We start from the raw sequence: 25481 nt of genomic DNA, 5'->3' as shown, positions 1-25481 counted from the left end.
ATCGCCTTATTGGTAAGAAATTCGCGGGTCCGCAAATCCATAAAGAATATCGGCCACCAGATTCATCAACAAAACCATACTCACCGAAATCACAAGTGAAATCATGGCGACGTTGTAGTCGTTTCCGATGATAGAGTCATAAACTAGTTTTCCGACTCCTTGGTAGGCAAAAACGGTCTCTGTTAAAATTGCGCCAGAGAAAAGTCCCGAAAAGCTAAGAGCCAAAATAGTGATAAGAGGAATTAAAGCATTACGAAAGCCATGTTGCCAGATCACGACTCTGCGTGAAAGACCCTTGGCGCGAGCGGTGCGGATAAAGTCATTGCGCATAGCCTCGAGCATCGCAGATCGTGTGAAACGCGAAAAGCGACCAATTTGCTGGATCGAGAGGCTCAGAACGGGAAGGACTAAGTAGAAGGAACGATCCATGAGGTCCGCCCAAAAACCCAGAGGTTCTCCGCCAATAGTTTGAGTTCCTCCCGCAGGAAGAAGGGGGAACTTCACGGCAAAAAGAATAATTAAAACGATCGCCAACCAAAAAGAGGGAATAGAGATTCCGGCAAAAGAGAACAGATTCATAAAATAATCCGTTCGACTTCCCGGCCGGAGGGCCGAGATCACTCCCAGCGGAACGGCGATGGCGATTGAAAGAGTGAGCGAAATAAAAGACAGAAGAAAGGTGTTCCAAAGGCGCGGGCCCATAAGTTCTTGCACCGGCACTCGATAGGTGCGGCTGTAACCCAAATCACCTTGTGACATGGATGCGACCCAGTTGAGATATCTTTTATAGGTGGGTTGATCCAGTCCATAAAGAGACTTCAAACGAGCCACGTCTTCGGCCGTGATTTTCGGGTTGGAGGCCACCATCATATCCACAGGATCGCCGGGCATTAAACTCATCAGATAATAGAACACATAGGATAGGACGACTATCACTGCGAGTGTTTGTAAAATACGGCGAGTAATAAATGCGGTCATGATGGTTCCTCCACAACAGCGTATAAGTTAGTTCAAATTCCAGTCTTCTACGTTGTTAGTTTCGTAGAACTGGTGGCCTGCCATCTTGTAGTTCTTCAAATTCTTCGGAGTTACCGAGATGTCAGAGCGATAGAAAAGAGGCAAGACGGGGACTTCCGCCGTGTAAGCCTTCAAAATATTGTGTACAAGATCTGCGCGTTTAGCCGCGTTGAATTCAAGATCCAAAGCTTCAAGATCTTTATCTACCGCAGGATTGCTCCAGCCGTGGAAGTTTTGTCCTGACCAGCCATTAGATGAATTCGGAATTGCTTTTGAATAAACCGTAGAACGAGGGCTGTTTTCAGGGGAAGAAACCCACGCGAACAAAGCCAAACCTTCAAACTTACGCTTAGACATCGTATCCCCAAAGAACACGCGCGCAGGTTCGTTTTTCACAAGAACTTCAATGCCCGCCTGTTTCCATTGGTTTTGCAAGTAAACTTGAACCAGTTCGCGAGTCTTATTGCCGGCCGTTGTTTGGAAGATCAAAGAAAGCTTTTTGCCATCTTTGGAGCGATAGCCATCGGCTCCCATTTTCCAACCAGCCTCATCCAAAAGTTTTCCGGCTTCGCGCTTGGAGTAGCGATACAAAGTGACGATCTTAGGGTCTGCTGTGTACCAAGGATCCTTCGGAGACACATTGTGGATAGCGACTTGTTGTTTGTTTTCAAAAAGTGCTTTCACAAGGTCTTCACGATTGATGGAGTAAAGAAGCGCTTTGCGAACACGCACGTCCTTTAAGATCGGGTTGTTGAGCTTAAGGTCAATATGTTCGTACGTCACGGATGGCACAAAGTGGACGACATAAGGTAAGTTTTCAGCTTTGGTCTTTTTCTCAAAAGCCAAGGCTTGGTCAAAATCAAGACCTAACACAGAGATCATATCGATAGTGCCAGAACGAAGATTGGCCTCTAATGTTCCCGTATTTGGAATCAACTTAACAATGATCTTTTTAATGTTCGGTTGTTTTCCATAAAAGTGTGGGTTTGGCGTGAACGCCACATGAGAACCCAACTTCACTTCCGAGATCACATAAGGACCGTTGTAAAGACCGGGGTTGGTGGGATTACGAACATAGTTTGAGTTCTTTTCGTAGCCCTCTTTTTGCTTTGAGTATTTATCAAAGACCGCTTGCTCCAAATGTGTCGGAACAGGGAAGAACTGCGCTAATTGATAAAAATCCCATTTTGCTTTCTCATATTTGAAAGTACATTTTTTGGGATTCTTTGCGTCGATTTCAATTTTTTCTACTTGAGTCCATTGTTCTTTTTCGCCAACGCTGACAGTGGGGCTGGTAGCGATCTTGTGAGATGTGATGAAATCTTGGCAAATCACGGGTTTGCCGTCGCCCCATTTTGCATTTTCAACAATTTCCCAAGTGGCAGAGATCTTCTTTTTGCCGCCTTCTTCGATGATTTTTGCAGTGCCTTTTTCTAAAGAAGGGATTTCTTTAGCCAGTTGTGCGACCCATTTTCCTTCAGGAGTTAGAACCACCAAAGAGCGGCCGATCATACGATACATATAAGCCGATGCCGACATGGTCATGATCAAAGGATTCATGGTTTCGAATTCTTGCGAAATACCAATCTTAAGTTCCGCATTGCTCGGAGCTGCCAACGCTGGCGTCGCAAAGCTTAAGCTTGTAACTAGCAAGAGCCCCTTCGATAATTTATTCAACATACATACTCCTTGTTATTAATATTCAAATCAATCGTTCGCCATCTTGGGTGTTGTCTGCAGCCAGCACGATTTCTGGTGAGAAGCTGTGCCCTCCAAAATCGGAGTTTGCGAAGCGCAGATGTCCATTTTATAAGGGCAGCGAGGGTGGAACGAACATCCCGAAGGCGGGTTGATCGGACTGGGCACTTCGCCGCTTAAAGATTTCTTCATTTTCTTCTTGCCATGACCCACGCGAGGAATCGCGCCGATCAGGGCCTGCGTGTAAGGGTGCTGAGGGTTTTTGAAGAGGTCGTCGCGAGACGCGATCTCAACGATTTTACCCAGATACATCACCGCAATACGGTCACAGGTGTGTTCAATCACGGAAAGATCGTGGGAGATAAACACATAAGTGAGGCTCAGCTTTTCCTGCAGATCCTTCAGAAGGTTCAGAATTTGCGCTTGGATGGAAACATCCAGAGCACTGACGGGTTCGTCACAAATAATGAGTTCAGGGTTGAGGGCAATAGCGCGGGCAATGCTGATACGCTGGCGTTGGCCCCCGGAAAACTCATGGGGATAGCGGTTGACGTGGGCTTTACGAAGTCCCACCAGCTCAATAAGTTCTAAAACACGTTGTGTTCTTTCTGCGGCGGTCCCCACGTCATGGATATCCATAGGTTGGCGGATGATCTGGCCGACGGTCATGCGAGGATCTAAAGAGGCATAAGGATCTTGAAAGATCATCTGCATGTTTTTGCGTTTTTTACGAAGATCTTCACCTTTGAGGTTTAAAAAATCCTGACCATCAAAAGTGATCTCACCCCCGGTGGGTTCGTAAAGGCGGATCAAGGTTCTGCCCAAAGTGGATTTGCCACACCCGGATTCGCCGACAAGACCTAAAGTTTCCCCTTTGCGAACCACCAAAGAGACATCGTCCACGGCTTTGACGCTGGCGACTTCGCGAAGCAGAAGGCCTTTGCGAATGGGAAAGTGTTTTTTAATGTTTTTTGCTTCAAGAATAATTTCACTCATGAGTCTTTTTCCTGACACTAAAGAGGATTGAAGCAAGCCACGGTGTGGCCTGGTTTGATTTCAACAAGAGGAGGCTTGATTCCCGCGCACTCGCTTTTTACGCGCGAGCATCTGTTCACAAAAGGACAACCTTTCGGAAGTTCAAACGGAGCGGGGACGCTGCCTTCGATGGTCGTGAGGCGCTGAACTCGCTCTCCAAACTTGGGCCGCGACGCAATCAAGGCCGCCGTGTAGGGGTGACGAGGGTTTAAAAACAATTCTTGGGTGTCGGCCTGTTCACAGGTTTGCCCGCCATACATGACCATCACGCGATCTGAGATTTCCGAGATCACACCAAGATCATGGGTGATGAATTGGACGGTCATATTGAATTTTTCTTGTAGATTCTGAATGAGTTCCAAAATCTGCGCCTGGATGGTGACGTCCAGGGCGGTGGTTGGCTCATCCGCAATCAAAAACGTCGGGTCGCAAGAAAGAGCCATCGCGATCATGGCTCTCTGTCTCATCCCGCCAGAAAGCTGGTGAGGGTAGGACTCGTAGCGCTGCTCAGGGGAAGGAATGCCCACCAAACGCAACATTTCAATGGCACGCTCCCGAGATTCTTTGGGAGAGCACTTTTTGTGTTTCATAATTTGTTCGTCCATCTGATAGCCGATGGTCAGAACAGGGTTCAGAGCGGTCATGGGTTCTTGAAAAATCATGGCCATTTCGCCACCACGAACTTCCTCCATGGAGCTCTCGGAAAGTTGCAGGAGGTCGCGACCGTTCAAAAGCACTTGGCCACCAGAGATTTTACCGGGCTTTTCAATAAGTCTCATTAAAGAGTATGAGGTCACGGATTTCCCGCAGCCGGATTCGCCTACGATTCCTAAAGTTTGGCCGCGGTCAATTTTGTAACTGACGTTGTTTACGGCGCGAACAGGCCCCGCGTTGGTAAGGAACGTGGTTTCAAGGTTTTTTACTTCAAGTACTGGTGTCTGCACTTCGCAAGTCCTTCTTTAAAGAAAACGCCGTGTTTCTAGTTCTTCAAGAATAGAAAGGCTTCCTTTGTGAAAAGCTTTTCCAATAATTCCCGTGAGTTTCTGGCTAAGACTCTCATGATGTTCATAAGTTACTTTAACAATTTGATGCTTTTCTGAAAGTCCTAAAAGGTAATCGTCGCTGGTGCGAATTTCATCGACAAGCCCCTTGGTAAGGGCTTGTTCTCCGTACCAATATTCGCCGGTCGCCACTTCAGAAAGGTTCAGTTGAGGGCGGAATTTATGAACGAAACTCTTAAAGAGTACGTGAGTATCCTCAAGTTGTTCTTTAAATTTTTCTTCACCTTTTTCGGTGATTTCTCCAAGAAGGCTGACGGTGCGCTTGAACTCTCCCGCCGTGTATTCTTTGTAGTCGACATCATATCGTTTCAAGACGCGGTGAAGATTGGGAACTTGTGCGACCACACCAATTGACCCGACAATAGCAAAGGGAGCACAGAGAATCTTATGAGCCGTGCAAGACATTAGATAACCACCACTGGCTGCGACTTTATCAACGCAGACGGTGAGGGGGATTTCTTTGTCGCGGATACGAAGAAGTTGAGAGGCGGCCAGACCATAGCCATGGACCACGCCGCCGGGACTTTCAACGCGGACAACAACCTCATCTTGAGGGGTCGCCAAGGTCAAAACGGCGGTGACCTCTTCGCGAAGATTTTCAACTGCGGAGGCCTTGATGTCGCCGTTAAAGTCGATCAGGAAGATTTTCTTTTCATGATCTCGCGTTTGTGTTTCGTGGGCTTTTCGCTCTTCTTTCAGTTTTTTCTTCATCTCTTTGCGCTCTGTCTTTGACAGAGTTTGAGATTTAAGAAGATTGCGGAAGTTCTTGTATTTCTTGTGGATCAACTCAACTTGGATCTCGTCCTTATGGCCTGACGCTTTGGAGGCGATGATGGCAATGACAATAATCACCGCCAGGATGGCAAAGAGGATAAGAAAAGTCTGTGCTGCAAAAACCCCGATGCTTTGTAAAGCGTCCATGAATACTCCTTCGAACTCTATTGCACACCAGGGATTTAAGGTATTCAGGAATTAGCCAAAGGTCGAGCATCTTTTTTGTTTGCTCAAAAAAAAGAAGGAGCCCTGATAGACTGATTTTCAGAATGTTTTTGTCACGTCATTTGCCTCTTATTGCTGCACTTTGCCTCTCGAGCTGCCTCGGGTGGGCGCAAACTTCTGAAAAAGAACGTCTGTCTGGTTTTGCTCAGCATCATAAAAACTTAGATCGTTTTGAAGAGGCTCGAGTCAAGGGAGAGCGCGCTTATCTTGAAGAAGAGGAGCAGTGGGAAAGCCTTAAGAATCGCAGTCTCGAAGAGTACAAAAAGAATAAAAAACAAATTGTGATGGACGAAGACGGTCCTGAAGCAAAAGCTGATGCGCTTGCTAAGAAAGACTATGATGAAAAGCGTGAAAAGGAGCGCCGTGCCTACGAACAGGAGAAGGCAAAGCAGCAGCTTATAGTTCGTGAGAATCTACAACTTCCAAGTGAGGCTCAAGAACTGGGTCTTGATGAATTGCGTCCACGTTACGAATATCGTAAAAGAGCTCTTTATGGAGCCTCGCCAAAGTACGGAAAAATGCCGTCCACTTCAGGGAGAAGTTCTTTTGGAGGCGGCGGCGCTATTTCCCCTGGGGGATCTTCTTTTCCACCGCCGCCCACCTTTGATGATTTCGGAGGGGACGGGGGATATGTTCCAGCGCCCAATATGCCTGATGATTACGGTGATGTCGCACCACCACCACCGCCACCCCCGTTTGGGGATGACTTTGGAGGGGGCGATTTCCCGCCGCCACCACCGCCTCCGCCACCGTTTGGAGAAGAGGGTGGGGATTTTTAATTTTCTCGAAGCAGTTCTTCTGTTGAAAGACCTGCGTGTTGTTTGATGCCTCGCATGAGGTACCAGAAAATTCCCAATAAAAAGAGAATAGAGGGAACCATAATGACGGCCATAGACCAGGTCGTCATTTGAGCGATCTGTTCATTGAGAATCACGGATTGCGCCTCTGACGACAAGGCGGGGTCGATGTTGATGAAGATTCTGCGTGCTAAAATAAAATTACATACGGCACTAAACGCGAAAGAGAGCGAGAGCCACACTGTCGCGCTTTTCATGTGCGCATGAAACTCTTTTTGTTTTCCATGCTCCTGTAAACGCTGTTCTAGCAGTTCGACTTTCATGATCGCAGGATTTAAAAAAAGAGTTTCAATAAACGGGCGCCGCGTGAAGGCGGATCCAAGAACAAAAAGTCCTACTAATGTTGGAAAAGCTGCTTCTTTGACCGCAAACCAAAAGCCATGCAGTCCCAAAAGGGCAAGCCCCCCGGTGAAAAGGACGTTCAGAAGTCCTAAGGCAGAAAAGGCATTCACTTTCTTTCGTTTAACAAGATCATAGATCCCATAACCCAAAGGAAACGCCAAGGCGAGAACAAGGGCCGCAGGCGGACCGATAAATTTACTCAGTTTGTTTAAAATGAGAACTGGCAAAACGATATTGAAGACGAGATTTAATAATCCGTTTTCTTTTGGCGGCACTTCTTGTTTTGACATTGATTCAAATCCCGTTTCTGCGCGCTCTTGGATTCAGAATTTTGCGCGCACGGTTAGCATCCTTGTCTCCCTGTCCTGAAAAGGCAAGTGGAGTTTTGCTGTCTCAAACGTAAATTAGAATTTATAGGTGAGCGCAAAGTAGTGCCCCACGCCGGAGGTTTCTCCCGCGAAGCCACCGTCTTTCAAGAGCGCCATATCTTTATAGTATTTAAGGCCGTAACCGACGGCGTAGCGAGGGGAGTGCCAGTACAATCCGTTAAACCACTCCAAAGAGCTGTCGGAGCGATCGGTGGAATCCGCGATCTTGTTGGCCGCAAATTTATAATCGAGATATCCCTGATAGGTGATAAAGCGGGTGTCTGCAAAGAAGTAAAAAGGTTTGAACCAGTTGGTGGAAAGAATATAGCCGTCCCAGGTTCTTTCGTTGGCGGCACCATAGTTTTCACGGACATAACGAGCCATCAGATTAGCACCTAACTTGCCAAGCCAGGGAACCTCAATGTCAGAACCAATTCCGATATATTGTTCTTGGAGGGATCTGTCGCCGCCATTAAAGAGCATGGCGAGATACCATTCTTTGACCGCTCCCACGCTGAGGTCTGCGTCGGCGAGAGTATTCAGGGAAACCCGCGGGGCGAACTTGAAAAAGAAATTGTCGCCAAGATGGCGGTCGCTGTCTGAGGTATCAAAAACGTCAAAAACATCCAGATATCCATACAGATCTATGGCTCCGGAACGTCCCCCAAACTCCATTTCAAAGTAGGTGTCTTGTTGATTTCCGAAAGGGATCTTGTTGTCGACGCTTTTCATAAGGTTGAATTGGAACCATTTAAAATCTGTCGCGTGCCCGAGGCTGCTGGTAAGAAGGGTCAGCGATAAAAGAAGCAGGGGAAGAAGTTTTCTAGGCATGCAGGTCTCCAGAGTAGGCATCAGTTGCTGAATGAATTAATGCGAATAATTAAGAAATTATGAGTCTGTGACAATCAAAAAGAAGGATTTCTTTGAATAACGAATGCGCAGCTTCGCTCGTAAACGGCGCATTAAATAAGATGGGGGAGGGGGGACTGTGATACAATGTTTTGGAATTTGCCGTCATGAAGAGGTGCCTTATGCCAGAGCTTCCCGAGGTTGAAGTGGTCCGAAGAGGGCTTGAAGAAATACTCAAAGATCAGCCGGTCTTAAAGAAGGTTGAATTAATGAGGGCAGATCTGCGGGAGCCCATTCCTGCTAAAAAAATAAGCACATTGATCGGAGAAAAGCTTCTTTCTGTCGAAAGGCGGGCGAAATATCTTCTGCTGTGGACCAAAAAAGGGGCCTTGCTTTCACATTTAGGGATGACCGGGACCTGGCGAGTGGCCCCCAAGGGGGATGAGCGCGCTCATGATCATATCTATCTTCATTTTGGCGGTGGGCTTCGTTTGGCCTACCGGGATCCTCGGCGTTTTGGTTGTTTTGATTATGTGAAAGATCCCCAGAAGCATCCTAAGTTGGCGGAATTGGGCCCGGAACCTCTAAATGCAGACTTTACGGGGGAGGTCTTATGGGAGAGTTTGCGCGGAAAGACGGTGGCCCTGAAGGTGGCTTTGATGGATCAGAAGATTGTCGTGGGAGTTGGAAACATATACGCGAGTGAGGCTTTGTTTGCGGCGGGAATAAAGCCCACATTGGAATCCCAGCGTCTATCTAAAGAACGTGCCGAGGTCTTGGTGGGCGAGATTAAAAAAATTTTATCTCGATCTATCGAGCAAGGTGGTTCTTCGATTAGCGACTTTGCTCAGGCCACTGGGGAGAGCGGATATTTTCAGACAACTTTTCGGGTTTATGGGAGAGGCGGCGAACCGTGTGTGACCTGTGGGCAACAGGTCAGGGCAAAAATTCTCGGTGGTCGGAATACCTTCTGGTGTTCGCGTTGCCAAAAATAATTTTGAAGATTTCGTTTGCTAACAGGCCGTGGTTTTTGTAATTTGGTCCTTAGTCGAGTTTTAAAAACAAAAATGCGGACTCATGAAGTTGTCAACGGAATGCAGGTTAAAGCGTGTTTCGGAAAACAAGGGAAATGGGAAGGCTTAATTTAATAAATGAAGGGACAACAACATGAAAGCAATCGTTATCGCGTCTTTGCTAGCTCTTTCTTTCACAACTGGTTTCACTTGCTCTAAGAACCAACCTGCTGAGCAAGCACCTGCTACTACTGAAGCAGCTCCTGCAGCTACAGAAGCAGCTCCTGCTGAAGGTCAACCTGCAGCTACTGAGGCAGCTCCTGCAGCTACCGAAGCAGCTCCTGCTGGCGAAACTAAGTAATTAGTCTTAAGACTTACTACTTAAGTTGTGACAAAAGCCCTCGGAAGAGGGCTTTTGTTTTTAGTTCCGAAGCATTCTCAGAACTTTCATAAAACCCCCCTCTCATATTCGGTCTATATATAGATATCGGGCCTGAATCGCTTGCACATGCTCATATTACAGAGTCTAATTATTGAGGTAATTCAATAAAAGGAGATTCATCGTGGATTCTATCAACTCATTCTATGGAATGTTTTTGGAGAGCTACACGGGCCTATGGGTATTGGCCTCTGTGGTTCTTCTGTTGTTTGTGGGCTTCTTTAGCAGCCCTCTTCTTGTTTGGGCGATCGCCCTAGGCGCGGTCCTTATCGGATTTGGCGCGCCGGTTTGGCTGCTGACAGTTTATGCAGTCATCGCTGTTATCTTCCTTATCACTCCTTTGCGTGCGGCTTTGGTGACTTCGGGTCTCTTGGCTTTCATGAAGAAGATGCAGTTTTTGCCTAAGATCTCTGATACAGAGAAAGCGGCTTTGGATGCGGGGGCCGTGTGGGTTGAAAAAGATCTTTTCTCAGGCGCTCCTAATTTTGAAAATCTTTTGAAGGAAGATTACCCTTCTTTGACTGCAGAAGAGCAGGCCTTCATGGATGGTCCCGTAAACAGACTGTGTGCGGCTTTGGATCATTGGAAGATTCAAAAGGAAAAAGAACTTCCTAAAGAAGCCTGGGACATCATTAAAAAAGAAAAGTTTTTGGGCATGATCATTCCCAAAGAATACGGCGGATTGGGCTTCTCAGCGTTAGCGCACTCAGAAGTGATCATGAAGTTGTCTTCTCGTTCCTTGTCTGCGGCGATCACCGTGATGGTTCCAAACTCTTTGGGACCTGCTGAATTGTTGGCTCACTATGGAACTGATGAACAAAAGAAACGCTATCTTCCTCGTTTGGCAACAGGGGATGAGATTCCTTGTTTCGGTTTGACCGAGCCCACTGCCGGTTCTGATGCGGGTTCTATTATTTCCACAGGTGTCTTGTTCAAAGGACCGGATGGAAAACTTCAGATCAAATTGAACTGGAATAAACGTTGGATCACCTTGGCTGCGATCTCTACAACGATCGGTTTGGCTTTCCGTCTTCGTGACCCGGAAAATCTTTTGGGTAAAGGTGAGGATGTTGGTATTACGGCGGCCTTGATCCCTGCAAACACTCCGGGTGTTGTTTTGGGACGTCGTCATGATCCTTTGGGAATCCCTTTCTACAACTGCCCAACTCAAGGTAAAGACGTTATCGTGAACGCGGAAGACGCGATCATCGGTGGTGTGGCCAATGCCGGTAAGGGTTGGTTGATGTTGATGGAGTGTTTGGCGGCAGGTCGTGGTATCAGCTTGCCAGCACAAGCCACTGGTGGGGCGAAGCTTGCGTCTCGCGTGGTGTCGGCTCATGCGTTGGTTCGTCGTCAATTCGGTATGTCGATTGGTCGCTTTGAAGGGGTTGAAGAACCTTTGGCGCGTATTGGGGCGGGAGCTTATCAGCTTGAAGCGATGAGACGTTATTGCCTTGGTGCGATTGATAAAGGGATCAAACCCGGTGTTATCACAGCGATGCAAAAATACTATGCAACGGAAATGGGCCGTCACATCATCAATGATGCGATGGATATTATGGGCGGTGCGGGTATTTCAATGGGACCTCGCAACGTTCTTGCTGAAATCTACATTGCCACACCGATCGGTATCACTGTGGAAGGGGCCAACATCTTGACTCGAACTTTGATGATCTTTGGTCAAGGTGCTTTGCGAGCCCATCCCTTTGCTTACACAGAAGTGAAAACTGCTGAAGCGGGTGACGTGAAAGGTTTTGACAGAGCATTCTGGGGTCACATCGGTCACGTGGTGAGAAATACTTGCCGTGCGGTTCTTCTTTCTTGCTCACGTGGTTTCTTGGCGTCCACTCCTAATGTTCATCCTGAGATGAAAGTTTATGTTCGTCGTTTGTCTTGGTCTTCAGCGACTTTTGCGTTGCTGTCTGACGTGGCGATGGGTGTTTTGGGTGGTCAATTGAAAGCCAAACAAAAGATCACAGGTCGATTTGCTGATATCTTAGCGAATATGTACATTGCGACAGCTCTGCTTCGTCGTTTCGAGGCTGAAGGCCGTCGTGAAGAGGATTTGGCGTTCGCACATTACAACTTGAAGCGCTGTATGGCGGAAATCCAAAAAGGTTTTGATGGTATCTTTGATAACTTGAAAATTCCGGGTCTTCGCTGGTTCTTTAAAGGCTGGATTGGTGCTTGGTCGCGTATCAACTCTGTGGGATCGCAAGCCTCTGACGGTTGGTCTCATGGGATTGCGGCGGCGATGTTGAAAGAGGGCGGAATCCGTGAACGTCTTTCTGATGGAATCTATCTGCCGACAGATCGTAATGAAGCGATCGGTCGTCTGGAGTATGCGTTCTCTCTTGTGAATAAGGCAGAAGCAGCAGAGAAAAAAGTGAAGAAAGCCATTCGTGAAGGGGCCCTTCCTAAGAAGAAAGTTCACTTGTTGCTGGATGAGGCTCGTCAGAAGAACATCATCACTGCAGATGAGTTGAAACTTATCCAAGAAGCCGATGCCATCCGTTACGATGCCATTCTTGTGGATGACTTCTCTGAAGAGCAATACCACGCCAATAAAGTTATTTAATTTGCAGAGGGCTCTTCAGGGCCCTCTCTTTTTAAAGGGACTTGAGCTTTAAAACCCCAAACCCGACAAAGGTTTGGGGTTTTTCTTTTGAATTCAAGACTCCGATTCGTATTCGGAATTTCCGAAAAGCAGAGTATGGGGAAAACGCAAATCTTGAAGATCCTTTCAGTGGCGGGCGCATTTTTAGTGGGCTTTTGGATCCCGTTGCGACTTATTGGGTATATTCCTGATCCACACATGGAAGTTGTATTTGATTTGCTTATTTCTGCCGTCGCGGGCATCAATGTCTATCTTCACTTCAGCAAACCAGAAAAAAATGTTCGTCAGCTCAACTCGTGGATAAGTGTGGGATTGATTTGCGACCTGATTTGTCTTTTGCCGCTATCTTTGGTGGCTTTTGTATTTCTTAAGACCACGGTGAGTGGCTTGTTATTGTTTAATCTGTTGGCCGCTCGCCATGTTCGCCATATCAAGGGCATTTTGGATAATTTTGGCCATTTGCAGCCCATCACATATCGCCTGGTTCCAATCTTCGTGATGATTCCGCTGTTGTTGCATATGATTGCTTGCGCGTGGATTTATCTGGGCAGCGGAACCGCCGGGCCCGATCCAGACAAGGTCTTTGAGTATGTGAAAGCTTTGTACTGGGCCTTTACAACGCTTACGACAGTGGGGTACGGAGATATTTCGGCCAAGACGATTCCACAAATGCTTTTTACTTGCGGAGTGCAGGTGACGGGCGTGGGGGTGTTTGGTTTTATTCTGAGTAATATGGCCAGTCTTATGGCAAGAAGAGATGCGGCCCGAGAGCATCACATGGATAATCTGGATAAGGTCGAGAGTTTCATGCGCACACATCGGATTCCGATGGATACTCGCAGCAAGGTGCGCTCCTATTATCACTATATGTGGCAACACAAAAAAGGATATCGTGATCACTCGGCTCTGGAGGATCTTCCTAAGAAGATTCAATCAGAGTTGTTTTTTCATATTAATAAGCCCGTCTTGGAACAGGTGCCCTTTTTAAAGGGAGCCTCTCATGATCTGGTTGAGGATTTGATGAATGAGCTCGAGGTTCGCGTTTGTGTCCCTGGAGAAAAAGTGTTTCGTATCGGGGATGACGGGGATGCGATGTATTTCATCTATAAAGGGTCGGTCGATATTCTGGCCAATGACGGTCACCTTATTGCTCACATCAAAGAGGGTTCTTTCTTTGGAGAAATGGCTCTTTTGCGTGGAGGACAGCGCATCGCGGCCGCTCAAACGACTCAGTTTTGTGATCTTCATGTGCTAAAGAAAGCGTCCTTTGAAAAGGTTTGCCAAAAGTACCCAGAGTTTTTACAGCATGTTCGCAGCGTCGTTCAAGAAAGAGCCGCCTAGGTGGCTCGAGGGCGGCGACGCGATTTCGAGGCTAAGATCTTTTTAATAAGTCCATCGTCGTCTTCATCAAAAACATCACCGATAATCTCTTCAAAAATATCTTCCATAGTGACAAGGCCTACGAATTTTTGCTGGTCGTAAATCACCGCCATATGGGATTTATGTTCTTGCATCTTGAGAAGGATTTTAAAAAGGGGCTCGAAGGCTTTGAATTTAAGAATGGGGCGTATCAGGTTTTGCCATTCTGTTTCTTCATATCTTCGTGCCGCTAAAAACTCTTTGGTGTTAATCAGTCCCACGACATCGTCGCCGTCTAAAACGGGAAGGCGAGTGTGTCGAGAATTCATAATGATGGTTTCGACATCTTCAATGTTATCTGCCTTACGAATGTGAATGACATCTTTCCAGGGCAGCATGATTTCTCGGGCTACTTTTTTATCCGCACTGACAAGGTTGACCACGTACTGTTTGGTTTGAAGGGGAAGATCTTCGATGGTGATATCGTGCGGATGAGGGGAAGAATCCTTTTTGGAGCCAAGGCGAGAGATGTTTAAGATTAGATTGGTGGACTGCTCTAGGACGGTGACCGCGGGAGAAAGAATTTTTTCCGCAATATTAAGTCCTTGGGCCGACCACAGCGCCAAGGTCAGGGGACTGCGCAGGGCAATGGTTTTTGGAACTAGCTCGCCAATAACCACATTCAAGTAAGAAATCGGCAGGACGACCATGGCGATAGCCAAGGCCTCGGCTGTCTGTTCTGTGATTTTGAATTTTTCCATCAAAAAAGGACTAAAGGTCTCTTCGGCTCCCGCTCCTCCCACGGCGGCGGCCACTGCGCCCACCAAGGTGATACCAATTTGAATGACCGACAAAGTTCTTTCGGGATTTTCTTTCAGGCGCAGTAAAAGCCGCGCTTTGCGATTGGTGGGAGCCAGTCTTTTGAGCTGTTGTCTGTTGACGGTGACAAAGGCCATCTCAGAGCCCGATAAGAGCATATTAAAGAAAAGACAGACAAGGACGACGATAAGTTCCGTCAAAGCAATGCTCCAGGTTGTTTATTTAAAAGAGAAAAGAATTTTAAGAATCGCGGATAGGGGTCAGGGTCCATAACGAGAATTTATAGCAGAGCCTTGCCGCCATCGGAAAGACGCGGCGCGAAAAGAGTCTTGAAGGACAATCTGATTGCCTTTGCCGAGCCTTCTCGGCAAAAGAGGACTTCGCGATGGGGGAGTTTGTGATGAAGTTGCTTTCTGTATTGTTTTTGTTTTTGGTGTCTTCGTCCACGGTCTATGCCGCTTGGGAGCAGGATTTCGAAGCTTTGAAAGACATCCCTCGCAGTTATGAGGACTCAGGTTCCATTTGCGAGGAAGTGGCCCGCTTAGATATGCAGCGTGAATACCCCGCTCCTCAGTACGATGTTGTTTTGGGGATTGCATATGGCGATGAAACCCGCGTGATCGGAGAGCTTGATGTCGTCATCTTCGATAATAACCTGCAAAAGGTCGTTAAGATCGCCGAAGTAAAATGTTGGAAGGATGTTCGTGCGGGCTTGGAAAAGGCGAAAGAACAAAGAGCACGTTTTCTGAAGGCAGTTCGTTCGGCCAAGACGCTACGGTTTTCTTCAACATCTACAAAGCAGACGTTTGACATGGATAAGTTTAAATATGTCAGCGAGTTTTTTTCAGTCGCTCAAAAAGGGTCTGTTGCTTTGGGATTTGAGCGAGAGCTTGAGTACACCCTAAAAGAAATGCGGGACTACCGCTATGAGATGCTTCGTTGTCAAAATCAAGGCAAGTGCGCTCGTCCTTAAAATGGACTGAGGGGCTTCCGACATCCTGCCAGAAAGCCCCTCTCGTACGTTCCTAAGTCACCTTAGATTGAACGCAAAATATAATTAAAGGATCGCATCATAGAGCTGAACGCTTGGCGCTTATTGATAAAGCCCATGTACGTGAAGTTGCGCACCAAGGGAAGATCCAGCTCTTCTTCGCTGTGTCCGGTGTAAATAACCACCGGGATGGGGCGACGAATCTTATGAACCTTTCTCTCTGTGAGAAGACGATCCATCAAAAGCAAGGTGTCTCGTCCTCCCATTTGTGGCATTTGCCAATCCAATACCACTAAATCGAATTGCCGATTTACAAGAAGTGGAATGGCATCTTGCCCATCGAAGGCCATTGTTACGTCGCACTTGTAGTGATCTAAAATGTGGGACATCAGTTTGACTGAATCCAAGCTATCGTCAATCACCAGCACCCGTGGCGTGTGCTGCTTTTCTAAAGAGGTTTCGATGACCATGAGGTTCTCCCTGTTTTGAAAACTACCTCTTTATTGAAACTGAAGTAGATCGGAGAATCTTCTAAAAGAACAAGGATGAAGGGATTTTAATAAAAGGTCTGCTGGAAGACAGAAAGAACTCGCGTCTTATGCGAGTTCTTTGCGTGTTTGCTCTGTGACAACGGTTTCTCGAACCACAACCACCTTGATTTGTCCGGGGTAGTTGCACTCTTCTTCAATGCGAGCTGCGATCTTTCTTGAAAGATCCAAGGCTTGAGTGTCATCGACTTTTTTGCCGTTCACAAGAACGCGGCACTCGCGTCCTCCGCTTAAGACAAAACAATCTGTCACGCCAGGGAAACTGCGCGCGATATCTTGAAGTTCAGAAACTTTTTGATTGTAGGACTCAATGGTTGAACGACGGGCTCCGGGTCTTGCTCCTGAAACCGCATCGGCGGCGATCACCAAGAAAGCATGATCCGTAGAGGGTTGTTCATCAAAGTGATGGGCTTTGACCGCATGAACGACGTCGGCGGCTTCGCCACGGGCTGCGATAAAGTCCGCACCAATCACGGCGTGGCCACCTTCCATCACGTGGTCCATCGATTTTCCGATATCGTGAAGCATTCCAATCCGGCGCGCCTTTTTGATATCAAGACCCAGCTCGGCAGCCATGAGGCCGGACAACCAGCCCACTTCACCACAGTGGAAGTATTGATTTTGCGTGAAGGAATAGCGATAGCGCAAAGATCCCATCATTTGGCGAATTTCGCCGTTAAGTCCCTCAAGCTTGAGTTCCTTGGCGAGAGCATCCCCATCGTGTTTGATATTTTTAAAGAGTTCTTTCTTCTGATTTTCTGCAATCTTCTTGATGAAATCAGGATTGATATTCTTCTTCTCTTTGAAAATACGTTCCAAGGTGCGGCGGGTGAGTTCGCGGCGAACAGGGTCAAAGCCTGCAACTCCGACCATGTCCATGCCTTCTTCGACGATAATATCGCAGCCACAAGCATCTTGAACGGCCTTGATGTTATTGCCATTGGGATCGCAGAAAAGTTTACGAATATGGGCGTCCGGGAAATTCACCGCGCCGATGCCACGCTCCGCGCAGTAAGGGCGTGCAAACCGATCAATAACTAAACTTAAAATTCTTTTGGCTCGAGTTTCCGCATGTTCTTTCACGTCCTCTTCGGATTCCTGAATAAAGCGGGCCGCACGACGGCGGGTCTCTTCTTCCATCTGATTTTTCAGTTGGGTTTTGAAATCTTCAGCAGAGGTTCCTAGGCGCTCGGTCAGTTTTTGCACGAGGTCTTTGTTGAGGTTCTTCTGGGCGTCTTTGAGTTTATTGAGTTCGGCCTCTTGCCCCTTTAAAGCCTGCTCTTGAGTTTTAACATCCGTTTCGCGTTCCTGCAGTTTTTTCTTTTCATCCTGCACGATGGAATCCGCTTTGGACTTCTTTTCATTGGCGAGCTCTTGCAGTTCTTCAATGCGACCTTCAACCTTCAACATGTCGGGTTCAACTTTGGTCCACATTTCCATTTCGATTTCTTGGACGCGTTCCCGCTCTTCGAGAGCTTTGAGCTCTACGATCTCTTTGGCTTCGCCAATGATCTCTTGAGCTTCTTCGCGAGCGTGTCGTAAGGTGCGTGCATTGAAAAACTTGTGCAAGGCCCAGCCCGCGCCACCACCGGCGATCAAAGAAAGTAAGGCTGTAGCAATCATTGCAATCATAAGGTACTCCTAACTCTCCTAGTCTATACTCTGCGGCGCTTGAAACGCAAATGATCCTGACTGTGAGCATCTCTTTACTTCTGGCGTTATGGGTTGTAGCTTAAAAGCAGAACGAAGGAGGCCCTGATGGGGCGCGTAGAGTGTCAAACGAAGTGGTTGGGTGGTTTGGGCTTTGAGTCGCAAATTCGCGATAATAAGCTTGTTATGGACGCTAAAATCGAAGCGGGTGGTAAGGACCAAGGGCCGACCCCTAAAGAAATTCTTTTGGCCAGTATTTGCGGGTGTTCTGGAATGGATGTTGTCTCTATTCTGCAGAAGATGAGACTAAATCTTATTTCTTGTGAAGTGAACGCGCACACGGAAACAACGTCAGGCTATCCCTCTATTTTTTCGGAGGTCAAACTTCACTTTCACGTGTCCGGTTCTGATATCAAAGAAGAGCAAGTCTTGAAAGCCGTTCGACTTTCCATGACGAAATACTGTGGGGTGAGCGCCATGATCGTGAAAGCGTCGCCGATTGTGTATGAGGTTTTTCTAAATGGGAGCAAAGTCGGCGAAGGGCATGCTGACTTTGAGACTGCGACGACGTGATAACAATTCAGATTCCTTTTACAGAGATGGATTTCACTTACGTTCGCTCCCGGGGACCGGGAGGGCAGAATGTGAATCGCACAAATTCTGCCGCTGTTTTGCGTTGGAATCTGTGGGAGTCTCAGGTGTTAGCTCCTGAATTAAAGGAAAAGCTTGCCCAGAAACTGCATGGAAAACTGACGGAAGAAGGTGATCTCATTATTCGCAGCGACGTGCATCGCGACCAGGATCAGAATCGTTCCGAATGCATTCATCGTCTTCATGAAATTTTGCGTCGAGCTCTTTTTGTTCCCAAAAAACGAATTGCCACAAAGCCGACTCGTGGTTCACAAAGAAAAAGACTTGAATCCAAAAAAATCCATGCAGAGATCAAGTCTTTAAGAAAGAAAATCGGGACCTAAATAAGGGGCTCGCTAAGATGTCCTTCGCTGGCATTTAAAGAAGGCTCTTCGATTGCGTGGATTCGTCGCGAAAGATAGATCGCGACGAATGTAAAGACCACGGCCACATAGCCGACCACATTGTAGTTATCCAGATGTCCCTGAGGGCCTGTCGTCACAATCAAACCCGCGATATAACTTGAAACCGCCGAGGACAATTGTTGCACACAACTGACGATGCTCATGAAGCTGCCACGATTTTGAGGCATGGCGGTTCCAGAAACCAGCGCCGTCGCCGGAATCATCCGTCCCCCTGAGGAAACGAAGAAGAACGCGCAAATAGAAAGAATAATCCACAGTGGCGTTGGGCCCATATGGGTGATGACCCAGTAGGGAATTAAGGTTACTAGTGCTCCCCATAAAAACACGCGATGTTTTCCAAATCGATCTGACAGACGTCCGATAAAAGGTGAAGAGAAGATCGTGCAAAGGCCACCAGCCATGTACATCAAAGGAAGTTGAGCTTCTGTCATCCCGGCGTTGGCCACTAATGAGGGGGAAAGAAAAGGAATGATGGCGAAGTGACCAAACATCACCGAGGACATAAAGAATAGGGCGCGTCTTTGATTTTGGTTGTGCAAAATGCGAGTCAAGATGCGATGAGGGGGCTCTTTGGCTCGCTTAGTTGCGAGGTGATAGCGCATGGGTGGGATGTAGAACCAAATCACTCCGCAAAGAAGCAACGAGATTCCTCCTAAAAACAAAAACGGCGCATGCCAAGAATACTGATTTGCCAAAAAAAGACTGAAAGGCACACCCAGAACCGAGGCCATAGAGAAAGACGTCATGATGACGCCCATGGCGCTTCCGCGACGCTCATAAGAAATCGAGTCGCTGACGATGGCAAGGACCAGGGATCCTAAAACACCCCCAAAGACTCCAGTCAGGCCGCGCGCAAAAAGCAGCAACTCATAGGTGGGGGCCAGAGCGCAGGCGATGGTCCCTAACGAGAATCCCACGAAGAAAAAGAGCAGGCTGGATTTGCGATCGAACTTATCCATGAAGAAAGAGGCTAAGAAGCCACTAATCCCCGCACTGAAAGTGTATGATGACACAAGGAGTCCGAATTGATGAGGATTGATTGAGAACATCCGCATCAGTTGGGGCCCCAGAGGCATCATGATCATGAAATCCACGATGGAGCTAAATTGGATTGTGGCGAGGATTCCGAGGAGAAGCTTTTCTTGTCTTGAAAACACGGTGGGGGTCCTTTTTGTTGACGATATTCAAACTAACCGATAATCCATTTCTATGGCAACTATTTGGAAATTTACGAAGTTTGTTCTAGTTTTACTCGTCGTGGGCGGTCTTTTATGGATCATCATGGCGAATTACAGTGTGATTTTCTCTAAAACCGTCGTCGGAGAGATTACGGGCGTTGAGAGAGTTGAAATTCCGGTGGCCTTAGTATCTCGCTCTGATTCAGATATCACATCTAAAGTTTTCTCTTTTGCGATTGGGATCAAAGACAAAAAAACTGGTGATATCTACACGGCGTCCTCAGAGGATCGCCAATGGGCTGTTGCACAGCCAGGGCAATGTGCCGAAGCCGTGTTCTTGCCGTATCCCCCTTGGGAGTTCACCAAGAAGGGAACTTACTTCGGCGCACGTCTGGTACGTCTCTATGAGTGCCCCAAATAGGTCACAAGGGACATGTTAGAGATCCTTCTTCTTTTTACAGCGGTGGCGGCAGGTTTCTTGGGAGCTCTCCTCGGTTTGGGGGGCGGTATCATCATCGTTCCGGTCTTGACTCTTTTTTATCACGTCAACATTCGTTATGCGATCGCGGCCAGCCTGATTTCTATTGTGGCGACGTCTTCGGGGGCGGCGGCCAGCTATCTTAAAGATTCACTCACGAATTTGCGTCTGGCAGTTTTTCTTGAAATTGGCACGGTGGCCGGGGCGATTGTTGGGTTTTTGATTTCGTCGTATATTCAAACTAAGTTTCTATTTTTTCTTTTTGGTTTCTTTCTTCTTTTTTCAGCGTTGATGATGTTGCGAAGAAGAGAAGAATATTTAGGCGCCAAGAATCACCCGTGGGCTGAATCGTTGAAACTCGATGGAGCTTATCCCGAGAGCAATGAACGTTGGGTGGAATACAAAGTACAACAAGTGCCGTTGGGTTTGTTTGCGATGTTTGGGGCAGGTGTTCTTTCAGCTCTGCTTGGGATCGGCAGTGGAATTTTTAAAGTTCTCGCAATGGATGAAGCGATGAAGCTTCCCATTAAGGTGTCCTCCGCCACTTCGAATTTTATGATCGGGGTGACGGCCGCGGCCAGTGCGGGGGCTTATCTTTTACGCGGCGATATTCAGCCGCAAATTGCCGCTCCTGTGGCTGTGGGAATTATCTTGGGCTCGTTCCTAGGGGCTAAAGCCATGGTGCGTATGCCAGCAAAACGGATTCGACAGATCTTTGTGGTGGTTTTAGTTGTGGTCTCCCTTCAGATGATCGTGAAGGGGTTGTCATGAGTTTGCATGAGCTGGAATTGAAGATCAGTCATCTTTTGCGTGCGGGAGTTCTCTTTGCGGGGATGCTTTTGCTTGTGGGATGGTTGTGGATGTGGGCTCAGGGCGGGGATGTTTTAACCTCTTATTCTGAATATAAACCGCAGTCTCTTTCTGAAAGTATTCAGTGGGCTTTGATTATGAATGACCGCGCATTGCTGCTTTCCTTTGCGGGGCTGGGTGTTTTAGTCACGTTGCCCTTGGTGCGCGTCCTGATGACCGGGATTTTATTTGTAAAACAAAAAGATTATCGCCTGGCACTCATGGCGTTTGCCGTCTTTATGGCCCTCGTGGCCAGCTTCTTTCTTGGAATAGAACTTTAGATAAACTTCGTGGCAAAATACCACGGAATCAGAATGTAAAGAGTGATGTCACGGATAAGATAATAGGCGAAAAAGGCCGCAAAAAACTTCCATCCGTAACGACGGATGACTCCTTTAAGGCCCGACTCGCGGAAAACTTGTTTTGCTTCCCGCACAACCTTGGGTGTCCAACGATCTAAAAATTTTGTTTTTGTTGGAACTGGATCCATAAAATGAAAGGCCCCTTACCTGCAACACCTCTCCTTTAAAGGGCTTAGGTTAAGGGGTCAAGGAAAAGGGCAGGAGTCCGTGAGAAGGAGGGAGTGAGAACTTACAATGCGGGGATTTTTTCACGGACTGCCTGTCTAAGATCATTAAATCCTCTTTGGTGCATTTAGTCAAAATATCTTCTCGCTGTTTGAAAGTGCTAGTCCATCTCTGGTCTCGAGTCTTAGTATTAAATTATGAACATGAAAAATCTCAAATTAACGGCGTTTGTAAATCTCTATGGTCTTCTAAAAATTCCTCTGGTTTTGTTTGTAAGCCCACGAGTGGTGGAGGCCGGAGATAAGAAGTTCATCCTAAAAATTCCTCTGTCCTATCGGACCAAGAATCATCTGGGCTCGATGTATTTCGGCGCTTTGGGAATTGGTGCTGAGTTGTCCATCGCGGCGGCTGCGGTGGTGGCGATCACTGAAAGTAAGCAGAAAATTGATTTTATCTTTAAGGATTTTTCCGGCCAATACATCAAGCGCGCCGACGGAGATGTTCATTTCATCTGTGATGAAGTGGAAGCGGTGAAGGCTTTGATTGAAGAAGCAAAGACCAATCCCAATCGTTTAGAAAGAAAACTCAAAGGTTACGCGGTTGTTCCCAAGACTCATCCGACGGAGCCTGTGATGACCTATGAGTTGACGTTGTCGGTAAGAAACCGTTCCTTGAAAACAGTTTAAATTGTGACTTGTCTGTGTAGGCTTACTCCACAGACAAGCTGGCAAGCTGTCTTACGCTCTCTTCATATTCTTCAATCAGCTTCTGGTAAATCTCTTTCACCGAAAGGATTTCTTCGACCAGGCCCACGGATTGTCCCGCCGTCCACACGGTTTTCCAGGTAGGTTTGGTTGCGGCTTCTTCGAGGGACTTCATGCCCATGAGGTGAATCAGGGGAACCATATATTTTTTGGTTAACTTATGATCTTTAAGAATCTTCATCGCCCAAGGAAGATCTGTTCCTAGCTCTTGAACATAGGGTGTGTTGATGACGGCCGCTGGAGTTCCTGAAACTCGTGTGGTCATCACAATATCTTCCGGAGTTGATTTTAAAATCGCTTCTTTGTAAGCCTGATCCACTTGAGCTTCACGACTGGCGATAAAGCGAGTTCCAATGCTGACGCCCGAAGCCCCTAAAGCCAAACAGGCAGAGATCATCGAGCCATGGGCAATACCGCCAGCGGCGATGATGGGAATTTGCAGACGTGTTTTAAGCCAAGGAATAAGAACCAATGGTGAAATGGGACCCGCATGACCGCCGGCCCCAGCGCCCACGGCGATGACACCGTCCGCCCCCATGTCTTGAACTTTTAAAGCGTGTTCTAAATTAGTCACGTCGCAAAGAACTTTCGCGCCATTTTTGTGCGCTTCTTCAATCACTTTTTTGGGGCTTCCCAGGGACGTGATGAAAAGCTCCACGCCGTGGTCCAAAGCTACTTTTAGATCCTGATCTTGGCGCGTGTTACTTTTGTTGACGATGATGTTTACGCCGATGGGCTTTTTTGTTTGGCTTTTGATGGTTTTTAAAGCCTCCGCATATTTTTCAATCGGGCGATAGTTCAAGGCCGGAAAAGTCCCGATGCCCCCGCACTCACTGGCTTGAGTGACGATATCGGTGTTGCTCACTAAGAACATCGGGGCCGCGATGATAGGAAAATCAATCTGCATTAAATCTGAGAAAGGAGTTTTAATTTTTTTGAGCATGTTTGTAGACCTCAATTCTTTGCGAATGATAGATGCCAGAATGTCCTGAAAAGATATAACTCATGATACAGGCAAGAGCCGTGTAAACTCCAGGTGTTGTTCCAAAAATTTCAAGCGCCATCACCATGCAGGCCAGCGGCGTGTTTGCAGCTCCCGCAAAGACGGCGACAAAACCCATTCCCGCAAGAAGGCTGGCGGGGAGGGGAAGTATCCAGGCTAAGGCATTTCCCAAGGTGGCTCCAATAAAAAACAAAGGTGTGACTTCGCCTCCTTTAAAGCCCGAGCTCAAGGTGACTAAGGTGAAGATCATTTTTAATAGGAAATCATAAATAGGCACCGGCCCGATAAAACTTTCGGCGATCGGCGCTAGGCCCAGGCCCAAGTAGCGATCTGTTCCTAAAAGAAGAGTGCCCAGAATGATGGTGATGCCACCGAGGAAGGCTCGCCATAGGGGAGATTGAAAAGTCTTTTTGAGAAGTTTAGTTAAACGGTGACTGCTCTGGGAAAACAAAAGAGCACAAAGTCCAAAGCAAATCCCAGCAACAAGGCTCCAGAGGATGTTCAATGCGGAAAGGTCTGGGGTTCCCAGAATTGAATATGTGCTGTGATGAACACCCCAGGATGTGCAAACGCGGTCGGCAACGATGGCAGCCATAAAACAAGGAAGGATCGCTTGATAGCGAAGTTTGCCAATAGCCAGAACTTCAAGTCCAAAGAGAGCTCCAGCCAAAGGAGTTCCAAAAACCGAAGAAAATCCGGCAGAAATTCCCGCCATCAAAAGGGTTTTTCTTTTTTCGGGATCAAAGTGAAAAAGATGTGTGAGTTGGTCCGCTAAAGAGCCCCCCATTTGAACAGCAGTGCCTTCTCTTCCGGCGGAACCTCCGAATAAGTGGGTGAGTAAAGTTCCCGCAAGAACAAAGGGGGTCATTCGGGCGGGGACGACTTTTTGGGGATTGTGAATTTCATCAATTAGTAAATTATTTCCTGCGTCCGTATTTTTGCCATAGCGAGAGTAAATGAAAGCAATGAGTATTCCTGCCCAAGGCAAAAGGTAAAGAAGCCACGGGTTTGTTAAGCGAGTTTGGGTGGTGAGTTCCAGGGCGAATAGAAAACCGGCAGAGGCGGTCCCGGCAAGTACGCCGACGAGGCAAGAGACGAGCAGCCACAAAAGAAGATCGGGAAAAAGTCTCAGTTGTATGTTTAAGGGATTTCGTCGCGTGCTCAAAAAAAAGGCCCCCTCCTCGAGTTCAGGTAGATTCAGGATACGAGGAGGGGTTGCTTAAGCAAGATATTTTTAAGGATTTAAGTAGCGTCGGATCAGAACGAAGACCTCTTTTTTGATGGCCTCTTCCCGTTCAGGGGTTTGAGGGCCTAAAAGCGCAAGCTGTAGAATATTGTTAAAGCAGCTGACGATAAAAAGAGCGATCATTTCGCGATCACGACCTGGGATGGCCGGCATATGAGCAAGCACTGCTTTCTGGTAGTGCTCAAAAAATACGCGACGCGTGTCCCAGTAGTCCAGCATGCCCTGAACTCCCTGAAGAGCTGTTCTGAGAGGGCGATTGTCATGGAATCTCGTGAATCCAATATCAATGAAAGCGTGAACTTTTGAGTCCAAATCTGTCGTCTGCAGTTTTGCTAGGTTTTCCTCGATATAAACAAGGTCCTTTTGCAAAAGGTCATCGATAACTGCGGCCACAATGGCCTCTTTGTTCGCGAAGAATTGATAAAGGGATCCAATACTAACCCCCGCCATTTCGGCGATCTTGTCTGTCGTAATGGCATGATAGGGTTCTTGTACTAGCAAACGTGCGCAGGATTCCACAATGCTCGCCACCGTCTCTTTAGAACGCTTTTGGACGGGGATTTTGAGCATGTATCTTTTTTCGGGATTAGTGTGAGTGATAGGTGCTGCACCCATAATGTCCTCCTTTCGAGGCTTGTAACTTTGCTCGTATTCATATTCGGTCGTTGGGGGGCAATATTCAATACTATGTAATAAAGTATTATTATATGATCCCCTGG

At 47.3% G+C, this 25481-nt stretch carries 27 protein-coding genes; 12 read left to right on the top strand and 15 right to left on the bottom strand.

Annotation, left to right across the window (positions count from 1 at the left end; all coding sequences use genetic code 11):
• Positions 1-6 precede the first annotated feature (6 nt).
• From ACM64D_RS13720 to sohB, 5 genes are read right to left on the bottom strand one after another with little or no spacing between them, the layout of a single operon-like run.
• Entirely contained in the window at positions 7-978 is a 972-nt protein-coding gene (locus tag ACM64D_RS13720; protein ID WP_415063794.1) for an ABC transporter permease, read from the bottom strand.
• Between the two features lie 27 nt (positions 979-1005).
• Complete coding sequence (locus ACM64D_RS13715) at positions 1006-2697, bottom strand: peptide ABC transporter substrate-binding protein (RefSeq protein WP_415063793.1); 1692 nt, start codon at positions 2695-2697, stop codon at positions 1006-1008.
• Between the two features lie 27 nt (positions 2698-2724).
• Positions 2725-3711 carry an ABC transporter ATP-binding protein gene (locus tag ACM64D_RS13710; protein ID WP_415063792.1) on the bottom strand — a complete coding sequence of 329 codons (987 nt, stop codon included), beginning with the start codon at positions 3709-3711 and terminating at the stop codon, positions 2725-2727.
• A 17-nt stretch (positions 3712-3728) separates the two neighbouring features.
• On the bottom strand, positions 3729-4694 hold the full coding sequence (locus tag ACM64D_RS13705; protein WP_415063791.1) for an ABC transporter ATP-binding protein: 966 nt from the start codon (positions 4692-4694) through the stop codon (positions 3729-3731).
• 15 nt (positions 4695-4709) lie between these two features.
• Positions 4710-5732, bottom strand: coding sequence for a protease SohB (sohB, locus tag ACM64D_RS13700; protein ID WP_415063790.1), 1023 nt, complete (start codon positions 5730-5732; stop codon positions 4710-4712).
• Positions 5733-5854: 122 nt separating this feature from the next.
• On the opposite strand from sohB, the gene ACM64D_RS13695 reads away from it, so the two are divergent.
• A complete protein-coding gene (locus tag ACM64D_RS13695) occupies positions 5855-6589 on the top strand; it encodes a hypothetical protein (protein ID WP_415063789.1) in 735 nt (244 codons plus the stop codon).
• Here ACM64D_RS13695 and ACM64D_RS13690 read toward each other — a convergent pair.
• The gene (locus tag ACM64D_RS13690; protein WP_415063788.1) at positions 6586-7299 is read right to left on the bottom strand and encodes a VC0807 family protein; all 714 of its coding nucleotides are present in this window, start codon (positions 7297-7299) and stop codon (positions 6586-6588) included. The two genes, ACM64D_RS13695 and ACM64D_RS13690, sit on opposite strands and share 4 nt — an antisense overlap.
• 114 nt (positions 7300-7413) lie before the next feature.
• Complete coding sequence (locus ACM64D_RS13685; protein WP_415063787.1) at positions 7414-8208, bottom strand: outer membrane protein OmpK; 795 nt, start codon at positions 8206-8208, stop codon at positions 7414-7416.
• A gap of 200 nt (positions 8209-8408) precedes the next feature.
• Between ACM64D_RS13685 and mutM the strand changes: the two genes are divergently transcribed.
• The 4 genes from mutM (at position 8409) to ACM64D_RS13665 (ending at position 13636) form a co-directional block, all read left to right on the top strand.
• Positions 8409-9221 (top strand): bifunctional DNA-formamidopyrimidine glycosylase/DNA-(apurinic or apyrimidinic site) lyase, encoded by an 813-nt coding sequence (mutM, locus tag ACM64D_RS13680; protein ID WP_415063786.1) that lies wholly within the window; start codon positions 8409-8411, stop codon positions 9219-9221.
• 172 nt (positions 9222-9393) lie between these two features.
• Positions 9394-9600 carry an acylneuraminate cytidylyltransferase gene (locus tag ACM64D_RS13675; protein WP_415063785.1) on the top strand — a complete coding sequence of 69 codons (207 nt, stop codon included), beginning with the start codon at positions 9394-9396 and terminating at the stop codon, positions 9598-9600.
• A 202-nt stretch (positions 9601-9802) separates the two neighbouring features.
• Positions 9803-12256 (top strand): acyl-CoA dehydrogenase, encoded by a 2454-nt coding sequence (locus tag ACM64D_RS13670; RefSeq protein WP_415063784.1) that lies wholly within the window; start codon positions 9803-9805, stop codon positions 12254-12256.
• A gap of 135 nt (positions 12257-12391) precedes the next feature.
• Entirely contained in the window at positions 12392-13636 is a 1245-nt protein-coding gene (locus ACM64D_RS13665) for a cyclic nucleotide-binding domain-containing protein (protein WP_415063783.1), read from the top strand.
• Here ACM64D_RS13665 and ACM64D_RS13660 read toward each other — a convergent pair.
• Positions 13633-14673 carry a hemolysin family protein gene (locus ACM64D_RS13660; RefSeq protein WP_415063782.1) on the bottom strand — a complete coding sequence of 347 codons (1041 nt, stop codon included), beginning with the start codon at positions 14671-14673 and terminating at the stop codon, positions 13633-13635. The genes ACM64D_RS13665 and ACM64D_RS13660 overlap by 4 nt on opposite strands.
• Before the next feature lie 200 nt (positions 14674-14873).
• Between ACM64D_RS13660 and ACM64D_RS13655 the strand changes: the two genes are divergently transcribed.
• Positions 14874-15446: a hypothetical protein gene (locus ACM64D_RS13655; protein WP_415063781.1), complete on the top strand. Its 573-nt coding sequence runs from the start codon at positions 14874-14876 to the stop codon at positions 15444-15446.
• 62 nt (positions 15447-15508) lie between these two features.
• On the opposite strand, the gene ACM64D_RS13650 is transcribed toward ACM64D_RS13655, so the two are convergent.
• Entirely contained in the window at positions 15509-15934 is a 426-nt protein-coding gene (locus ACM64D_RS13650) for a response regulator (RefSeq protein WP_415063780.1), read from the bottom strand.
• Between the two features lie 126 nt (positions 15935-16060).
• Positions 16061-17644, bottom strand: coding sequence for an Rnase Y domain-containing protein (locus tag ACM64D_RS13645; protein ID WP_415063779.1), 1584 nt, complete (start codon positions 17642-17644; stop codon positions 16061-16063).
• A 126-nt stretch (positions 17645-17770) separates the two neighbouring features.
• Here ACM64D_RS13645 and ACM64D_RS13640 point away from each other — a divergent pair, with 126 nt between their 5' ends.
• Together ACM64D_RS13640 and arfB are read left to right on the top strand one after the other, a co-directional pair.
• A complete protein-coding gene (locus ACM64D_RS13640; protein WP_415063778.1) occupies positions 17771-18235 on the top strand; it encodes an OsmC family protein in 465 nt (154 codons plus the stop codon).
• Positions 18232-18636, top strand: a complete 405-nt coding sequence (gene arfB / locus ACM64D_RS13635) for an alternative ribosome rescue aminoacyl-tRNA hydrolase ArfB (RefSeq protein WP_415063777.1) — start codon at positions 18232-18234, stop codon at positions 18634-18636. The genes ACM64D_RS13640 and arfB overlap by 4 nt, the downstream gene beginning before the upstream one ends.
• Here arfB and ACM64D_RS13630 read toward each other — a convergent pair.
• Complete coding sequence (locus ACM64D_RS13630; protein ID WP_415063776.1) at positions 18633-19874, bottom strand: MFS transporter; 1242 nt, start codon at positions 19872-19874, stop codon at positions 18633-18635. The two genes, arfB and ACM64D_RS13630, sit on opposite strands and share 4 nt — an antisense overlap.
• A gap of 52 nt (positions 19875-19926) precedes the next feature.
• On the opposite strand from ACM64D_RS13630, the gene ACM64D_RS13625 reads away from it, so the two are divergent.
• From ACM64D_RS13625 to ACM64D_RS13615, 3 genes are read left to right on the top strand one after another with little or no spacing between them, the layout of a single operon-like run.
• Positions 19927-20316: a hypothetical protein gene (locus ACM64D_RS13625; RefSeq protein WP_415063775.1), complete on the top strand. Its 390-nt coding sequence runs from the start codon at positions 19927-19929 to the stop codon at positions 20314-20316.
• Between the two features lie 12 nt (positions 20317-20328).
• A complete protein-coding gene (locus tag ACM64D_RS13620) occupies positions 20329-21144 on the top strand; it encodes a sulfite exporter TauE/SafE family protein (RefSeq protein ID WP_415063774.1) in 816 nt (271 codons plus the stop codon).
• Positions 21141-21503: a DUF1634 domain-containing protein gene (locus tag ACM64D_RS13615; RefSeq protein WP_415063773.1), complete on the top strand. Its 363-nt coding sequence runs from the start codon at positions 21141-21143 to the stop codon at positions 21501-21503. Before ACM64D_RS13620 ends, ACM64D_RS13615 begins: the two co-directional genes overlap by 4 nt.
• On the opposite strand, the gene ACM64D_RS13610 is transcribed toward ACM64D_RS13615, so the two are convergent.
• Positions 21500-21712, bottom strand: coding sequence for a hypothetical protein (locus ACM64D_RS13610; RefSeq protein ID WP_415063772.1), 213 nt, complete (start codon positions 21710-21712; stop codon positions 21500-21502). The genes ACM64D_RS13615 and ACM64D_RS13610 overlap by 4 nt on opposite strands.
• Positions 21713-21952: 240 nt before the next feature.
• On the opposite strand from ACM64D_RS13610, the gene ACM64D_RS13605 reads away from it, so the two are divergent.
• The gene (locus ACM64D_RS13605; protein ID WP_415063771.1) at positions 21953-22435 is read left to right on the top strand and encodes a DUF4442 domain-containing protein; all 483 of its coding nucleotides are present in this window, start codon (positions 21953-21955) and stop codon (positions 22433-22435) included.
• Positions 22436-22457: 22 nt separating this feature from the next.
• On the opposite strand, the gene ACM64D_RS13600 is transcribed toward ACM64D_RS13605, so the two are convergent.
• The 3 genes from ACM64D_RS13600 to ACM64D_RS13590 form a co-directional block, all read right to left on the bottom strand.
• Positions 22458-23456 carry an NAD(P)H-dependent flavin oxidoreductase gene (locus ACM64D_RS13600; protein WP_415063770.1) on the bottom strand — a complete coding sequence of 333 codons (999 nt, stop codon included), beginning with the start codon at positions 23454-23456 and terminating at the stop codon, positions 22458-22460.
• On the bottom strand, positions 23440-24681 hold the full coding sequence (locus ACM64D_RS13595) for a voltage-gated chloride channel family protein (RefSeq protein ID WP_415063769.1): 1242 nt from the start codon (positions 24679-24681) through the stop codon (positions 23440-23442). The genes ACM64D_RS13600 and ACM64D_RS13595 overlap by 17 nt, the downstream gene beginning before the upstream one ends.
• A 69-nt stretch (positions 24682-24750) precedes the next feature.
• A complete protein-coding gene (locus ACM64D_RS13590; protein ID WP_415063768.1) occupies positions 24751-25377 on the bottom strand; it encodes a TetR/AcrR family transcriptional regulator in 627 nt (208 codons plus the stop codon).
• Positions 25378-25481: the final 104 nt, after the last annotated feature.

This window comes from Bdellovibrio sp. (assembly GCF_047637665.1).
Lineage (GTDB): Bacteria > Bdellovibrionota > Bdellovibrionia > Bdellovibrionales > Bdellovibrionaceae > Bdellovibrio.
The sequence above is the reverse complement of the archived record's forward strand: the minus strand, read 5'-3'. Positions and strand labels throughout refer to the sequence as shown.

Excerpts from the sequence above, each read along its gene's own strand:
- sohB (WP_415063790.1), bottom strand. The coding sequence starts at position 5,732 with ATGGACGCTTTACAAAGCATCGGGGTTTTTGCAGCACAGACTTTTCTT.
- ACM64D_RS13720 (WP_415063794.1), bottom strand. The coding sequence starts at position 978 with ATGACCGCATTTATTACTCGCCGTATTTTACAAACACTCGCAGTGATA.
- ACM64D_RS13690 (WP_415063788.1), bottom strand. The coding sequence starts at position 7,299 with ATGTCAAAACAAGAAGTGCCGCCAAAAGAAAACGGATTATTAAATCTC.
- ACM64D_RS13590 (WP_415063768.1), bottom strand. The coding sequence starts at position 25,377 with ATGGGTGCAGCACCTATCACTCACACTAATCCCGAAAAAAGATACATG.
- ACM64D_RS13685 (WP_415063787.1), bottom strand. The coding sequence starts at position 8,208 with ATGCCTAGAAAACTTCTTCCCCTGCTTCTTTTATCGCTGACCCTTCTT.
- ACM64D_RS13710 (WP_415063792.1), bottom strand. The coding sequence starts at position 3,711 with ATGAGTGAAATTATTCTTGAAGCAAAAAACATTAAAAAACACTTTCCC.
- ACM64D_RS13655 (WP_415063781.1), top strand. The coding sequence starts at position 14,874 with ATGAAGTTGCTTTCTGTATTGTTTTTGTTTTTGGTGTCTTCGTCCACG.
- ACM64D_RS13620 (WP_415063774.1), top strand. The coding sequence starts at position 20,329 with ATGTTAGAGATCCTTCTTCTTTTTACAGCGGTGGCGGCAGGTTTCTTG.
- ACM64D_RS13675 (WP_415063785.1), top strand. The coding sequence starts at position 9,394 with ATGAAAGCAATCGTTATCGCGTCTTTGCTAGCTCTTTCTTTCACAACT.
- ACM64D_RS13645 (WP_415063779.1), bottom strand. The coding sequence starts at position 17,644 with ATGATTGCAATGATTGCTACAGCCTTACTTTCTTTGATCGCCGGTGGT.
- ACM64D_RS13640 (WP_415063778.1), top strand. The coding sequence starts at position 17,771 with ATGGGGCGCGTAGAGTGTCAAACGAAGTGGTTGGGTGGTTTGGGCTTT.
- ACM64D_RS13665 (WP_415063783.1), top strand. The coding sequence starts at position 12,392 with ATGGGGAAAACGCAAATCTTGAAGATCCTTTCAGTGGCGGGCGCATTT.
- ACM64D_RS13625 (WP_415063775.1), top strand. The coding sequence starts at position 19,927 with ATGGCAACTATTTGGAAATTTACGAAGTTTGTTCTAGTTTTACTCGTC.
- ACM64D_RS13610 (WP_415063772.1), bottom strand. The coding sequence starts at position 21,712 with ATGGATCCAGTTCCAACAAAAACAAAATTTTTAGATCGTTGGACACCC.
- ACM64D_RS13650 (WP_415063780.1), bottom strand. The coding sequence starts at position 15,934 with ATGGTCATCGAAACCTCTTTAGAAAAGCAGCACACGCCACGGGTGCTG.
- ACM64D_RS13615 (WP_415063773.1), top strand. The coding sequence starts at position 21,141 with ATGAGTTTGCATGAGCTGGAATTGAAGATCAGTCATCTTTTGCGTGCG.
- mutM (WP_415063786.1), top strand. The coding sequence starts at position 8,409 with ATGCCAGAGCTTCCCGAGGTTGAAGTGGTCCGAAGAGGGCTTGAAGAA.
- ACM64D_RS13600 (WP_415063770.1), bottom strand. The coding sequence starts at position 23,456 with ATGCTCAAAAAAATTAAAACTCCTTTCTCAGATTTAATGCAGATTGAT.
- ACM64D_RS13695 (WP_415063789.1), top strand. The coding sequence starts at position 5,855 with ATGTTTTTGTCACGTCATTTGCCTCTTATTGCTGCACTTTGCCTCTCG.
- ACM64D_RS13605 (WP_415063771.1), top strand. The coding sequence starts at position 21,953 with ATGAAAAATCTCAAATTAACGGCGTTTGTAAATCTCTATGGTCTTCTA.
- ACM64D_RS13715 (WP_415063793.1), bottom strand. The coding sequence starts at position 2,697 with ATGTTGAATAAATTATCGAAGGGGCTCTTGCTAGTTACAAGCTTAAGC.